The organism is Arthrobacter saudimassiliensis (assembly GCF_059090665.1).
Map to the genome: position 1 here is coordinate 355,717 of NZ_JBNHFX010000001.1, position 13,899 is coordinate 369,615.

At 67.5% G+C, this 13,899-nt stretch carries 11 protein-coding genes; 2 read left to right on the plus strand and 9 right to left on the minus strand.

Going from position 1 to position 13,899, the window contains the following annotated elements:
- Nucleotides 1-70: 70 nt before the first annotated feature.
- The 4 genes from AC5RV6_RS01575 to AC5RV6_RS01590 all read right to left on the minus strand — a co-directional run bounded on the left by AC5RV6_RS01575 (nucleotide 71) and on the right by AC5RV6_RS01590 (nucleotide 7,086).
- Nucleotides 71-3,211, minus strand: a complete 3,141-nt coding sequence (locus tag AC5RV6_RS01575) for a DEAD/DEAH box helicase (protein WP_494005534.1) — start codon at nucleotides 3,209-3,211, stop codon at nucleotides 71-73.
- A gap of 704 nt (nucleotides 3,212-3,915) precedes the next feature.
- Nucleotides 3,916-5,001 carry a redox-regulated ATPase YchF gene (gene ychF, locus AC5RV6_RS01580; protein ID WP_494005535.1) on the minus strand — a complete coding sequence of 362 codons (1,086 nt, stop codon included), beginning with the start codon at nucleotides 4,999-5,001 and terminating at the stop codon, nucleotides 3,916-3,918.
- Nucleotides 5,002-5,103: 102 nt separating this feature from the next.
- Nucleotides 5,104-6,186: a 4-hydroxy-3-methylbut-2-enyl diphosphate reductase gene (locus AC5RV6_RS01585; protein ID WP_494005536.1), complete on the minus strand. Its 1,083-nt coding sequence runs from the start codon at nucleotides 6,184-6,186 to the stop codon at nucleotides 5,104-5,106.
- A gap of 81 nt (nucleotides 6,187-6,267) precedes the next feature.
- Entirely contained in the window at nucleotides 6,268-7,086 is an 819-nt protein-coding gene (locus AC5RV6_RS01590; protein WP_494005537.1) for a hypothetical protein, read from the minus strand.
- Nucleotides 7,087-7,351: 265 nt separating this feature from the next.
- Between AC5RV6_RS01590 and xseA the strand changes: the two genes are divergently transcribed.
- Both xseA and AC5RV6_RS01600 read left to right on the plus strand, forming a co-directional pair.
- Complete coding sequence (gene xseA, locus AC5RV6_RS01595) at nucleotides 7,352-8,620, plus strand: exodeoxyribonuclease VII large subunit (protein ID WP_494005538.1); 1,269 nt, start codon at nucleotides 7,352-7,354, stop codon at nucleotides 8,618-8,620.
- A 29-nt stretch (nucleotides 8,621-8,649) separates the two neighbouring features.
- The gene (locus tag AC5RV6_RS01600) at nucleotides 8,650-8,874 is read left to right on the plus strand and encodes an exodeoxyribonuclease VII small subunit (protein ID WP_494005539.1); all 225 of its coding nucleotides are present in this window, start codon (nucleotides 8,650-8,652) and stop codon (nucleotides 8,872-8,874) included.
- Between the two features lie 77 nt (nucleotides 8,875-8,951).
- On the opposite strand, the gene AC5RV6_RS01605 is transcribed toward AC5RV6_RS01600, so the two are convergent.
- From AC5RV6_RS01605 to AC5RV6_RS01625, 5 genes are all read right to left on the minus strand, one after another.
- On the minus strand, nucleotides 8,952-10,169 hold the full coding sequence (locus AC5RV6_RS01605) for a pyridoxal phosphate-dependent aminotransferase (RefSeq protein ID WP_494005540.1): 1,218 nt from the start codon (nucleotides 10,167-10,169) through the stop codon (nucleotides 8,952-8,954).
- Between the two features lie 124 nt (nucleotides 10,170-10,293).
- A complete protein-coding gene (locus AC5RV6_RS01610) occupies nucleotides 10,294-11,274 on the minus strand; it encodes an ABC transporter substrate-binding protein (protein WP_494005541.1) in 981 nt (326 codons plus the stop codon).
- Nucleotides 11,271-12,008 carry an ABC transporter permease gene (locus tag AC5RV6_RS01615; RefSeq protein ID WP_494005542.1) on the minus strand — a complete coding sequence of 246 codons (738 nt, stop codon included), beginning with the start codon at nucleotides 12,006-12,008 and terminating at the stop codon, nucleotides 11,271-11,273. Before AC5RV6_RS01615 ends, AC5RV6_RS01610 begins: the two co-directional genes overlap by 4 nt.
- Nucleotides 12,008-12,691: an ABC transporter permease gene (locus AC5RV6_RS01620; protein WP_494005543.1), complete on the minus strand. Its 684-nt coding sequence runs from the start codon at nucleotides 12,689-12,691 to the stop codon at nucleotides 12,008-12,010. Before AC5RV6_RS01620 ends, AC5RV6_RS01615 begins: the two co-directional genes overlap by 1 nt.
- A 1-nt stretch (nucleotide 12,692) precedes the next feature.
- On the minus strand, nucleotides 12,693-13,814 hold the full coding sequence (locus tag AC5RV6_RS01625) for an ABC transporter ATP-binding protein (protein WP_494006598.1): 1,122 nt from the start codon (nucleotides 13,812-13,814) through the stop codon (nucleotides 12,693-12,695).
- Between the last annotated feature and the right edge of the window lie 85 nt (nucleotides 13,815-13,899).

The window sequence follows — 13,899 nt, forward strand, 5'->3', positions numbered from 1 at the left end:
CCGGCCGCGGATCGATGTGTGGGAGTGCTTTCCTGATACAAAAGTTGGGCCCCCTGGCCGGTCGACGCGCTCAGAGTTTCCCGTCACGGTAAAGCGAAAGCAACAACTCCTGCATCTGCGGCGTGTATTCGGTGGACTCATACTGCTCACCCCGGGCGTTTCGTCGCAGTTCAACCACCACGCCCAGCGTCCGAGCCAGTTTCGAGGGCTTCCATGCGCCTGGCTCCCCGTCGAGGACCCCTGCCTCACTAAGCCGGGCGTTGAGGGCTGGGGTTTTCAAGCCGGCATCCTCTGCCCGCAGCTCGCCTGCGTCGCGCCACGCCTTGAGAACGACGCTCAAGGATGCCGCAGCGGCACCGGGCTCCGCCGATATGGTCAGCCCTGCGGTGGGTGCGGGCCCTGCAGCAATGGCGACATGGTGCGAAGCAGCCCGCCCTGCTTCGACGCCGACTCCCATACCGACAACGGCGTTTTCGCGACGGGCGAGGACCGCAGTTGACCGTTGCGCAAACCTGGACATCAGGCCAAACACTTTTCCGTTGTCCCATCGGTTCGCCGCAGCGAAAACGATAAAGAGGTCCTTCGCACGGGAGACGGCAACGTTCATCAGCTCAGGGTACTGGTCGACGAACGTTGCTTGGTCGCTGTCCTGCCCGTACACAGCGGAGAACAGGACAATTGGGCGCTCCGCCCCTTGCAGGCGGTGCGCGGTACCCACTGTGACTTTCTTCCACAGCTGGTCCGGCAGATCGGCCGAGGCGTCCGCTGCCTCCCCCGCTTTCCTGAGTTCCTCTGTGATCAGCCGGGCTTGGGCGCTAAACGGAGTCACGACGCCGATCAGGGCATCCTCACTTACCCGCTTGTTCGCATCGGGCTCAGTGGACGAGTAAATGTCAAAGTAGTGCGCGTAGTTCTCCACGATCCATGCAGCGATAGCCTCCGCTTCGTTCTGGTTCTTGCGGCTGGATCCCTGCCGGGAATCATGTGATCCCGGCACATCGGTCCACTGGAAAGCGACGGACTCACCGTCGAGTTTCGAGGAGCTGGAAGGACGTTTAGCCTGCAGCATCCCGTCGTACAGCAGAGTGTTGCAGAATCCGATGATGTCCGGATGGCACCGGAAATGCTCCGCGAGGAACAGCCCCGGAGACCCCGTGCCATAGTTCCAACTCGAGGCGTGGCTCGCCGCGCGCATCAGGCTTGACTTTGCCGAGCACGTCAGACCATGTTCCCGCAGGTCCTCTGACCACTCCCGCAGGGGAATGCCTGCACCCTGCGCCACTTCGCTGTCCGTCTGTTCATCGATGGACCATATCGGTGCCAGCTGCTTCTCATCGCCTACAACAAGAGCACGTTTCGCCAGCGCGAAAACCGGAAAGCCAAGTGGGGTATCCACCTGGCCCGCCTCGTCAACGATGAGCAGGTCAATGCGGCCGACGTCGAAATGGCTGGGCTCTCTTGGGCCCATATAGAGCTCGAAGTACTTTGGCACCTGATAGATGGTCATCACGAAGCAAGGCGTGAGGGCCGCAGCTTGCCGCCAGTAGCGCTCCATGACGCCCCGGTTAGTCTGCCGCCGGTCGTCTTGTTTGATGAAGTCGGCGAGGAGCCATTGCGCCTCGAAATAGTGCACAGCCAACCAGAACTCCGCATACCGCAGGGTCACGTCGAGCTTTTGATCGAGCTGTTCCAGGCTGGTGCAGTACTTCAACTCCGTCACGTGGCTGATCGCTCGGAGAAGAGGAGATGTCTCCACCTCGTTGCACAGGGAGACGTAATCGTCTGACTGCCCCTGGGACGACATGGTCTCGATCAGGTTGATGCGATACTCGTCCAGCTTTATCAGCGCATTATGAATCAGCTGCGGCAACTCGGGGATGTCAGTGATTTCGCCGAAATAGGCATGGAAGCTCATCGCGAAGCAATCTTTCGCCTCCGCAATGTAGGCGTCGCTGCTGTAAACGGAGTACGTCTGGCTCTTATCCTTTTGCTCGACCAGGAACTTCTTTTTCGCGTCGGTTAGTTTCTTCTGCGGGGGGCAGTAGACCGCCAGTGACTGCAGCGATTTTCCGGCACGGGCGTGGCCGTTCTCCTCCTGCGGCAACCAACGGAAGTCCAGCGGACCGGGCTCGGCCTTCGTGACGGAATCGAACGAGGAGATGATGTTGGTGACGGCCTGATTGTTGGTGGACGTACCCACGATGACAGGCGGCGCCCCCTGTTCCAGCGCCCGGCGTGTCATGAGGTTAGCCACGACTGCCTGCAGCATCGTCGTCTTGCCAGTGCCGGGCGGGCCGCTGACGGCAGTGACCTCGCTGCCGGCCCCGTCGAGGAACGCATGCACCGCACGGCGCTGCGAATCCGTCAGTGGAAATCCGTCGCTCATCGACCCGCATGAGTTCAGTGCGGCCGCGTAAAGCCCCTCACCCGCATGTATTTCTGTCTCGTGAAGCTTCCCGCTCCCCCACCCCTTGGACAGCCGCTCCACCGGCGCAGGCATCTTCTTTTGCCTGCTGAGGAAGTCGTAGACCTTCAGAAGCCAACCCGCGGCATTAATCCGGTCGGCGTTCTGGACATAGCCCAGCTCGTACTGGATCGCACCTTCGCCCGGACCATGCTTCGCTGCGAATTGCTCAACGGTGTCCCCCGCGACGTCCTCAAACAACCGTGTCGCCAGCTTCATCGCATCAGCAAAGGACACTGTCTGGGAGATGCCGGCTCCGAGCACCGAACGTGCATACTTCCAATAGTCACTCAGGGATCCAATTGTTAGCTTTTCCCCGGTAATCGAAGGGGATTCCAGGCGTTCCGCCGGTATCCACGGAGAAGACGCCGTTTTGAGTTCCGGCTCCAGCCGGCCATCTCGGAACAACTTTCCCTCTAACAGCAGGAGGCCGTTTTGTGCTGTCCCGTTCTCGGCCGACTGCGAAACCAGTGATACCACCACAGAGATTGGCGCGTCCTGGAGCGGCTCTGTCGCAGCGGTTTGCTCGGCGCTGGGTGTACCTTTCGGCGCAGGGCGGAGGCCGTGTACCTCCTCCTTGTGGTGGGAGAACAGTGTCGCGGTATCCTCAACGCTCAAGGAACCTGCGGCGAGCTGCTCTCGAGTCACCGCCACGTATATGGAAGAGTCCTTGAAGGTCACCGCTTCCAACTGGCCGCGCTTGATAACCTGCGAAAAATAGTCCGCAACCCTAAACGGGTCTGCCATTGTGGAGCTCCTTTGTCTTCCTCGAACCCACCGTCCGCTACGAGCCGATGGACGCCATACCGCGGTGATTTTATAAGGCGGCTCACGATGATGTCGCTGGGGCCGTCTCGCCTTGTCGTTTCAGCCTGCGTTGAGGATTCCCTCCAGCACCGGCCGTAGAACAGCAGCGCGGATCGCGTTGCCGACCCTGCCGTTGGCGCTGGTCCATTTTTGTGATTGTGCTGCCTTTCGTAAGAATAATGGTCAATGCCTCACCGCCCCAGACCGCGTTTAGAGGGCTGTGTCGGCAGTGTCGCCTACGCAGACTTATCGACAGCCGCGCCCTCGTCGTAAGCGCCGCCGTTCGCCTCGCTCGATTTGTGATAAATACCAAGCGGCAGCAATTCACTATTCGACCCTTGTCAATGACCTTGCTTCCACCGTGACCTGTTTCGTGCCTACTGACCGAGTAAATATAGGCCACAACTAACTCTGTCTATTTAGGCAAACAGACAAGTCCCTAGCGGGAAATCGCTGCAGGACTCTTATCGACGCTCTCACGCACCAAACCGACGCCTGTGTCGCCCATTTTTTCAAGACCCAAGGGCGGCAACGAACGAAATCTACGAGGGCTGGACAATAAACCCCTCGCTCCACCTACAAGAAATGCCGCCCTAATACGTTTTCACGTAGGGCGGCATTTCCAACTGCATCAAGGGATTGAACTAGACGTTAAACCTAAACTCCACCACGTCGCCGTCAGCCATCACGTAGTCCTTGCCTTCGATCCGTACCTTGCCGCGGGACTTGGCCTCCGCCATGGAGCCGGCATCGACCAGGTCGTCGAAGGAGACGACCTCGGCCTTGATGAAGCCGCGCTGGAAGTCGGAGTGGATGACGCCGGCAGCCTCCGGGGCGGTTGCGCCCTGGCGGATGGTCCAGGCGCGTGTTTCCTTGGGGCCGGCGGTGAGGTAGGTCTGCAGGCCCAGGGTGTGGAAGCCGACCCGGGCCAGCTGGTCCAGGCCGGATTCGGTCTGCCCGTTCATCTCCAGCATCTCGCGCGCTTCTTCCTCGTCCAGCTCCACGAGGTCGGCTTCGAGCTTGGCGTCCAGGAAGATGCAGTCGGCGGGAGCGACCAGTTCGCGCAGCTCGGCCTGGCGGTCCGGGTTGCCCAGCACAGCGTCATCGACGTTGAACACGTAGATGAACGGCTTGGCGGTGAGCAGGCTCAGCTCGCGCAGCTGGTCCATGTCCAGCTTGTCCTTCTCCAGCGAGGCGAAGATCGTGTCACCGCGCTCCAGCACGGCCTGCGCGGCCTGCATGGCGGCCAGCTGCGCGGCGTCGCGCTTCTTGATCTTCACTTCCTTCTCGACGCGCGGAATGGCCTTCTCCAGCGTCTGCAGGTCGGCGAGGATCAGCTCGGTGTTGATGGTCTCCATGTCGGAGCGCGGATCGACCTTGCCGTCCACATGGACGACGTCGGGATCATCGAAGACGCGGATGACCTGGGCGATCGCCTCGGCCTCGCGGATGTTGGCCAGGAACTGGTTGCCCAGCCCCTCCCCCTCGGAGGCGCCCTTCACGATGCCGGCGATGTCCACGAAGGACACGGTGGCCGGCAGGATGCGGGCGGAGCCGAAGATCTCCGCCAGCTTGGCCAGCCGCGGATCCGGCAGCGACACGACGCCGACATTCGGCTCGATCGTCGCGAACGGATAGTTCGCCGCGAGCACGTTGTTCCGGGTCAGCGCGTTGAACAGGGTTGATTTGCCGACGTTGGGCAGGCCGACGATGCCGATAGTAAGAGCCACGTTAGCCAATGATACCGGCGGTGCCGCCACAGCCTAAAAGCACGACGGCGGCCCGCCCGGCCGGATGCCGGAGGAGCCGCCGTCGGGCGCTTGGTTCAGGGCTTAGCTGACATTGCTGCGCCGGCCGCCGAGGCCGCGGGAGTTGTCCCCCATCGCCTTCAGCGTGGCGCGCAGTTCCTTGGGCAGCGAGAACATGATGTCCTCCTGCGCGGTGACCACTTCCTCGACGTCGCCGTAGCCGTACTCGGCGAGCAGGCGCATCACGTCCTGGACCAGGTTCTCCGGCACGGACGCACCGGAGGTGACGCCCACGGTGGCCACGCCCTCGAACCAGGACTCGTCCACTTGGTTGGCGAAGTCCACCCGGTACGCCGCCTTCGCGCCGTATTCCAAGGCAACCTCGACCAGGCGCACCGAGTTGGAGGAGTTGGAGGAGCCGACAACGATGACCAGGTCCGCCTGCGGGGCGATCTTCTTCACCGCGGTCTGCCGGTTGGAGGTCGCATAGCAGATGTCATCGCTGGGCGGATCCTGCAGCGACGGGAAGCGCTCGCGCAGCTTGTTGACCGTAAGCATGGTCTCGTCCACGGACAGGGTGGTCTGCGAGAGCCAGATGACCTTCTCCGGATCCCGCACGGTGACCTTGTCCACGTCTTCGGGCCCGTTGACGATCTGCATGTGCTCGGGGGCCTCGCCGTAGGTACCCTCGACCTCCTCGTGGCCCTCGTGGCCGATCAGCAGGATGTCGAAGTCGTCGCGGGCAAAGCGCACGGCCTCGCGGTGCACCTTGGTCACCAGCGGGCAGGTCGCGTCGATGGTGCGCAGCCCGCGGTCCTCGGCGGACTGCACGACGGCGGGCGAAACCCCGTGCGCGGAGAAAACGACCAGGGCGCCCTCGGGCACCTCCTCGGTCTCCTCGACGAAGATCGCGCCCTTCTCCTCCAGGGTCTGCACCACGTGGAGGTTGTGCACGATCTGCTTGCGCACGTACACCGGCGGGCCGTAGGCCTCCAGCGCCTTCTCCACGGCAATCACGGCACGGTCCACGCCCGCGCAGTAACCGCGCGGTGCTGCCAGCAGGACCCGGCGCGGGCCGGCCACGGGGGCAGCCGCAGCCACATCCTCGGGGCTGCGTCGGCGCCTCGGGACGGTGGGCATGGGCACGGAGACTGCTGTGCTGGTCATGGTCCCTATGCTATCGGCTGGGCACGGGGGCGGGTCGAACGGGGATGTGTTCTTCCGCTCAGAGCGCACCGGCTTCCGCGCTCAGCGGCGCCGCGGGGCCAGCGCCATGCCCAGCAGCCCGAGCACCAGCAGGATGCCGCCGCCGAGCAGGGCAGGAATCAGCCAGCCGTGCACCGACGCCGCGGCCTGCTCGGCAAGCCCCGCGGCGAAGGCGGACGCCACCGGGCTGGCCCCGGCCTGATCGGCCGCCAGCGACGGGACCGCGCCGGCCGCAAACCAGAGCACCGCTCCAACCACCACGACGCCGGCCCCCAGCCAGGCCAGCGCAGCCGCGCGGCGTCGGGCCACCGCCAGGGCCAGCAGCGCGGCCAGGCCGGCGCCGACGGCGAGCGCGGGCCAGGCGCCGGCGAGCGCCGCGATGCGGGCCGGCCAGTCCGTGGCGGGGCCGACGTCGACCACCACGTCTCCGGGCTCCGGCAGCGGGACGCCGAGGTCCTCGCCGATCCGCTCCGTCGCCAGCCGGGCGAGCGGGGACAGGTCCAGCACCGCCGGGGCAGGGCCGGCGTCGTCGGCGGAGAAGGTCCGCTGATGCGAGGCTGCCAGGGATCCGGTCCAGGCCTCACCGTAGCCGGGCGCTTCCTGCAGTCCCTGCAGCACCCGCTCCACGGCCGGAGCCACCAGCCCGGCCAGCGGTCCCGGCACGTTCGCGGAGTCCGCTGCCTGCTGAGCCAGCGCCTGGCGGAGTTCGGCCTGGAAGCCGGGGTCACGGCCGAGCGGCTCGCCCAGCTCGGCGAACCCCTCGGCCGCCACCACGTTCCGCTCCAGCCATGCGGCGGAGAACGCCGCGGTTCCCAGCACCAGCGAGGCCAGCACCAGCAGCCCCGAAAGCAGCGCGCGCATTCACACTCCCATCTGTGTCGCTCCTCCGCCGGGTTCGGCGGCACCTGGTTTCCCAGTCTGCCGCACGCGGGCGCCGGCCTGTGTGCGCCCCTCCACAACGGGCGCGGAAGATGCCGCCGGCGGGGGTGGCAGCTGGTAGACATTAACGAGGCCCACCCGGGGCCGCCGGGCCCGAACACCGGCGCAACGGGCCCCGACTCCGGCGCATCGGACCGGAGCGGGAGAACCAGGCCGGAACTGCAGGCCGGAACTGAGGAGCAGACGCATGTACGACGAGGAGATCGGTGTCGACGCCGCGGCAGCACCGCAGCGGACCACCCTTCCCGCGACGGCGGCGGAAACGTCGCCGGACAACCCCTGGCCGCTGGCCCTGCTCTCCCGGAACCTCAAGTCCTACCTGGACCGGGCCCCCGCGGCCTGGGTGGAGGGGCAGGTCATTGAGCTGAACCGGCGGGCCAACGCCAGCTACATCACGCTGCGCGACGTCGACGCCGAGGTATCGCTGTCGCTGACCGTGTGGAGCACGGTGATGAACCGGCTGGAACTGCCCTTGGAGCGCGGCGCCCGCGTGGTGGCCTGCATCAAGCCGGACTTCTGGATGAAGACCGGCCGGCTGTCCATGCAGACCCGCGATATCCGCCCCGTGGGCCTGGGCGACCTGCTCGCCCGGATCGAACGGCTGCGCCAGGCCCTGGCGGCCGAGGGCCTGTTCGACGATTCCCGGAAGCTGCCGCTGCCGCTGCTGCCGGGCCGGATCGGGCTGATCACCGGCCGCAACTCCGATGCGATGAAGGACGTGATACGCAACGCCGCGCTGCGCTGGCCGGCCGTGGCCTTCGAGGTCCGCGAGGTGGCCGTGCAGGGCGTCAGCGCCGTCGCCGAGGTGAGCCGGGCCCTGGCCGAGCTGGACGCGATGGCCGAGGTCGACGTCATTGTCATCGCCCGCGGCGGCGGCTCGCTGGAGGACCTGCTGCCGTTCAGCAACGAAGACCTTATCCGCGCCGTGTCAGCGGCCTCCACCCCGGTGGTCAGCGCCATCGGACACGAGGCGGACCGCCCGCTGCTGGACTACGTGGCGGACCTGCGGGCCTCCACCCCCACCGACGCCGCCAAGCGCGTGGTGCCCGACGTCGGCGAGGAGCTGCAGCGGATCGGCCACGCCCGGGCGCAGATGCGGCGCATCCTCGACGTCCTGGTCGGACGCGAGCGCGAACGGCTGCAGCACATCCGCTCCCGCCCGGTGCTGGCCTCCCCGCACGTCACCATCCAGGCCCGCGCCGACGACATTGAGCGGCTGCGCGGACGGGCCACCACTGCCATGACTGCGGAGATCCGGCGCGACGCCGACCGGATCAACCATCTGCGGGCCCAGGTCCGGGCCCTCTCACCGCAGAAAACCCTCGACCGCGGCTACGCCGTCGTCCAGCTTGCCGACGGCAGCGTCGTCCGGCAGGCGGACGCCGTGCCCGGCGAGGCCGAGCTGCGCATCCGCGTGGCCGAGGGCGAGTTCGGCGCCGTCGCCCGCGGCAACTGATTTCCCACCCGTCACGACAGGAACCCGCCATGAATGAAACCCCCGCCCTGCCCGCCGACATCGAAGCGATGAGCTACGAGCAGGCCCGCGACGAGCTCGTCACCGTGGTCACCCGCCTGGAGACCGGCGGTGCCAGCCTCGAAGAGTCCCTGGCCCTCTGGGAGCGCGGTGAGCAGCTCGCCAACCGCTGCGAGTCCTGGCTGGAGGGTGCCCGCCGCCGGCTCGACGCCGCCCGTGAGCGCACCGCCGAGTAGCCTTCCCCCGGCCTGCATGCACACGGCGGCGGCACCCCGAAGGGTACCGCCGCCGTGTGCGTGAAGAGAGCCTGCCGTCAGGGCTTGTAGGTGGAGAGGAACTCGGCCAGGCGGCCGATCGCCTCTTCGATGTCCTCCACGCTCGGCAGGGTCACCATGCGGAAGTGGTCCGGACGGATCCAGTTGAACGCGGTGCCCACCGAGACGAGGATCTTCTGCTGGCGGAGCAGCTCGAGCGCGAACTGCTCGTCGTCCTTGATCGGATAGACCTCGGGATCCAGCTTCGGGAACAGGTAAAGCGCGCCCTGGGCCAGCTCGCAGCTGACGCCCGGAATGTCGTTGAGCAGCTTGTGCGCCATGTCCCGCTGCGCCCTCAGCCGGCCCCCGGGCAGGATCAGGTCGTTGATGCTCTGGTAGCCGCCGAGCGCGGTCTGGATGGCGTGCTGCGCCGGCACGTTGGCGCACAGGCGCATGTTGGCCAGCAGGTTGATGCCCTCGATGTAGTTCGCTGCCTGCCGCTTGGGCCCGGAAATCGCCATCCAGCCGCTGCGGTAGCCGGCGATCCGGTAGGCCTTGGACAGGCCGCTGAAGGTCAGGCAGAGCACATCGTCGCCGGTGATGGCGGCGGCGTTCACGTGCACCGCCTCGTCGTAGAGGATCTTTTCGTAGATCTCGTCGGCGAAGATGATCAGGTCCCGTTCGCGGGCCAGGTCCACGATCCGGCGCAGCACGCTCTCCGGGTACACCGCACCGGTGGGGTTGTTCGGGTTGATCAGGACGATGCCCTTGGTGCGGTCGGTGATCTTCGAGGCCATGTCCTCAAGGTCCGGCCACCAGTGGTTGTCCTCGTCGCAGAGGTAGTGCACGGCGGTGCCGCCGGCCAGGGACACGGACGCGGTCCACAGCGGATAGTCCGGGGCGGGGACGAGGATCTCGTCCCCGTTGTCCAGCAGCGCCTGCATGGACATGGTGATCAGTTCGCTGACGCCGTTGCCGAGGTAGACGTCGTCGACGTCGATGTTCTGGATGCCGCGGCTTTGGTAGTACTGCACGACGGCGGTGCGGGCGGAGAAGATGCCGCGGGAATCGCTGTAGCCCTGGGCCTTGGGCAGGTGGCGCATCATGTCCACGAGGATCGCCTCGGGCGCTTCGAAGCCGAACGGCGCGGGGTTGCCGATGTTCAGCTTCAGGATGCGGTGGCCGGCAGCCTCCATCTGCTGGGCTGCGTCCAGCAGCGGTCCACGGATGTCGTACAGCACGTTGTGGAGCTTCTGGGACTGCTTGAATTCTGCCATTTCCTTAGGATGCCACAGCGCTTTCCGAAAGCCCCAGCCCGGCGGACGCGGTTACGGCGTCCGCCGGGCCGGGCGGCCGGGCTGCGTTCGGCCGGGCAGCCCGGATGCGGTGAAAGGGTGTCCCCTACTCCATCAGGCCCTTTTCCTTCAGCCAGCGCTCGGCGGCGGTCTTCGGATCTTCCTTGCGGTCCCCGCTGACGGCCTGGTTCAGCTCGATCAGGTCCTCGGTGGTGAGCATGGAGGACACGTTGTTGAGCACCTCGCGGGCCTGGTCGTTCACCGCGTCGAGGTTCACCAGCGGAAGCACCTGCTGGGCGATGAAGTTGTTCTCCGGGTCCTCAAGGACCACCAGGCCGTTCTCCTCGATCGACGGGGTGGTGGTGTAGATGTCCGCCACCTGGATCCGGTCGGTCAGCAGCGCCTGCAGCGTCGCCTCGCCGCCGCCGTCGTTGATGGCTTCGAACCCTGCGGGCTCGCACCCGTACTTCTCCAGCAGCCCGGGCAGCCCGTAGGCACGTTCCTGGAAGGTGGTGGGGGCACCGATGGTGAGCTGGTCGCAGACCTCGGCCATGTCCTCGATGCTCTCCAGCCCGTACTTCTCGGCCGTCGCCTGGGTGACGACCATGGCGTCCTTGCTCTCGGCCTCGGCCGGTTCCAGGACGGCGATGTTCGCCTCCGGGGACTCCTGCTCCAGCGCCTCGGGCAGGGCGTCCATGATCTCACCGGCGGATTCAGCCGTGGCTTCCGGATCCGCGAAGAGCAGCAGGTTGCCGCTGTATTCGGGCAGGATCTGCACCGAGCCGTCCTCGAGTGCCCGGTAGTAGATCTCCCGGGAGCCGATGTTGGGCCGGGTGCTCGCGGTGAGCCCGGCGCTGTTCAGGGCCCCGGCGTAGATCTCCGCGATGACCTGGCTTTCCGGGAAGTCCGCGGAACCGACCACCAGCTCGCCGGACGCGGGTGCGGAGGTGGTGCTCTCCTCGGCCTGGGGGTCGTCGTTGGCGCCGCAGCCGGACAGGACCAGCGCGGCGGCGGTGAGCACGCCCGTGGCACCGAGGCCGGCACGAAGCCGTGTGCGGCTGCTGCGCCGGTGGAAGGGGTTGTTCATGGGTTTCCTCCTTGGAAGCCGGCCGCGGGGGTAGCGGACGGGGTCGGGGTCCGGCGTGGGGTCCGCAGGCCGGGTGACAGGGTCAGGCGCTGGCCCAGGGCCAGCACGGCGTCGACGGCGACGGCGGTCGCCGCGATCAGCAGGGCGCCGCCGAAGAGGCGGCCGTTGTCGCGCAGCTGGGTTCCTTCGACCAGGAAGACGCCCAGGCCGCCGAGGCTGATGAAGGCCACCACCGCCACCGTGGCGGTGACCTGCAGGGCCGCCGCCCGCACTCCGCCCATGATGACGCGCAGCCCGTTGGGCAGTTCGACCCGGAAGAGGATCTGCAGCTCCGTCATGCCCATGGCCCGGGCGGCATCCACCAGTTGGGGGTCCACCGAGGAGATTCCGGCGTAGACACCGGTCAGCAGCGGCGGGATGGCCAGCAGCACCAGCGCCCAGACGGGCGGCATGAGGCCCAGGCCCCACAGCAGCACGAACAGGAACACCAGGCCGAGCGTGGGCAGGGCGCGCAGCAGCCCGGCCCCGGAAATGATCAGTACCCGCCCGCGGCCGGTGTGCCCCACGTACAGTCCCAGCGGCACGGCGACGACGGCGGCCAGCAGCACGGCGAGCGCGGAGTAGCCCAGGTGTTCGGCGATCCGGGCGGGGATGCCCCGGTCGCCCGTCCAGTTCTCGGCTGCGGTGAGCCACTCGGTCATCTGCACGAGGACGTTGCTGCTTGAGTAGTCCATCAGGCCGCTCCCGCCCGGACCCGGGCCGCCAGGGTCGCGGTGCCGGCCCGGCCCAGTCGCGTCCACGGGGTGAGCAGCCGCTGCAGGCCGACCAGCAGCAGGTCCAGCAGCAGGGCCAGGGCCAGGATCAGCACGATGCCCACGGCGATCTCGGTCGGGAAGCTGCGGAACAGTCCGTCCATGAACAGCCGGCCCAGGCTTTCAATGCCCAGCAGCGAACCGACGCTGACCAGCGACATGTTGCTGACCGAGATCACCCGCAGGCCGGCGATCAGCACCGGCAGCGACAGCGGCAGATCCACGGCGAGGAAGCGGCGCAGCGGCCGGTATCCCATGGCGGTGGCCGCCTGCCGGACGTCGTTGTCTACGGAGTTCAGCGCGTCGACGGTGGAGCGGACCAGCAGCGCCACCGCGTACAGGGTCAGGGCGACGATCACGTTGGTGATGTCCAGGATCTTCGTGCCCAGCAGCACCGGCAGCAGCACGAACAGCGCCAGCGAGGGCACGGTGTACATGATCGCCGAGCCGGCCATGAGCGCCCCGCCCACGCTGCGGCGGCTGCGCGCGAGCCAGGCCAGGGGCACCGCGATCAGCACGCCCAGGACCAGCGGCACCACGGCTTGGAACAGGTGCAGGCCGGTCAGGCGCAGCAGCATGTCGGAGTTCTCCAGCGCCCACTGCATGTCAGACCGCCGTCCCGTGCCGGGCCCGGCCGCGGCGCATCCGCGCCCGCTCGATCAGCTCCAGCACCTCGGCGGGCCGGACACAGCCGACGACGGCGCCCGCCGGGTCCACCGCCACGCCGAGGCCCGACGGCGAGGACAGGGCCGCGTCGAGGGCCCGGCGCAGGCTCTCCCCCACCGGGTAGATGGATCCGCCGGGCACCAGCTGCTCCGGCGCGGTGACCTGCCCGCGGGCCGCCGCAGGTACCCAGCCCAGCGGACGGCGGTCGGCGTCGACCGCCAGGGCCCAGCCGTCGTGCACCGCGACCCGCGGGTCGGCGAGCTGGGCCGGGTCGAGGGTCTGGACCTCGTGCAGCCGGACGGCGTCGCCGTCCTGGAAGGACAGGTGCCGGAACCCGCGGTCCCGGCCCACGAACGCGGCCACGAACTCATCGCGCGGGGCCCGCAGCAGTTCCTCCGGCGGGGCGTACTGGGCCAGCCGGCCGCCCTCGGCGAAGACCGCCACGCGGTCGCCCAGCAGCGTGGCCTCGTCGATGTCGTGGGTGACGAACACGATGGTCTTGGCGAGTTCGCGCTGCAGGCGCAGCAGCTCCTCCTGCAGTTCGGCGCGGACCACCGGGTCGACGGCGCTGAACGGTTCGTCCATGAGCAGCACCGGCGGATCGGCTGCGAGCGCCCGTGCGACGCCCACCCGCTGCTGCTGGCCGCCGGAGAGCTGGGCGGGGTAACGCCGGCCCAGGTCGGCGTCGAGCCCCACGGTGGCCAGCAGCTCCGCGGCCCGCTGCCGGGCGGCGGAGCGGGAGGCGCCGTTGAGGCGGGGCACGGTGCCGATGTTGTCCAGGACCGTGCGGTGCGGCAGCAGGCCGGAGGACTGCATGACGTACCCCATGGAACGGCGCAGGGTGGCCGCCGGGACGGCGGTGACGTCCTGCCCGTCCACCGTGATGGTCCCGCTGCTGGGCTCGACCATCCGGTTGATCATGCGCAGCGAGGTGGTCTTGCCGCAGCCCGACGGACCGACGAAGACGGTGATGCTGCCGCGGGGCACGTCCAGGGTGAGGTTCTCGACGGCGGGGGCGGCGGAGCCGGAATAGGTCTTGGTGACGCCGCGGAACCGGATCATCGGCTCCGGGGTCCCGGCGGGGCTCGGGGCGGTCATGGCAGGACCCTCTCGGTGGCGGGACGTGCGGGCAGGCCGGTGCCCGGCC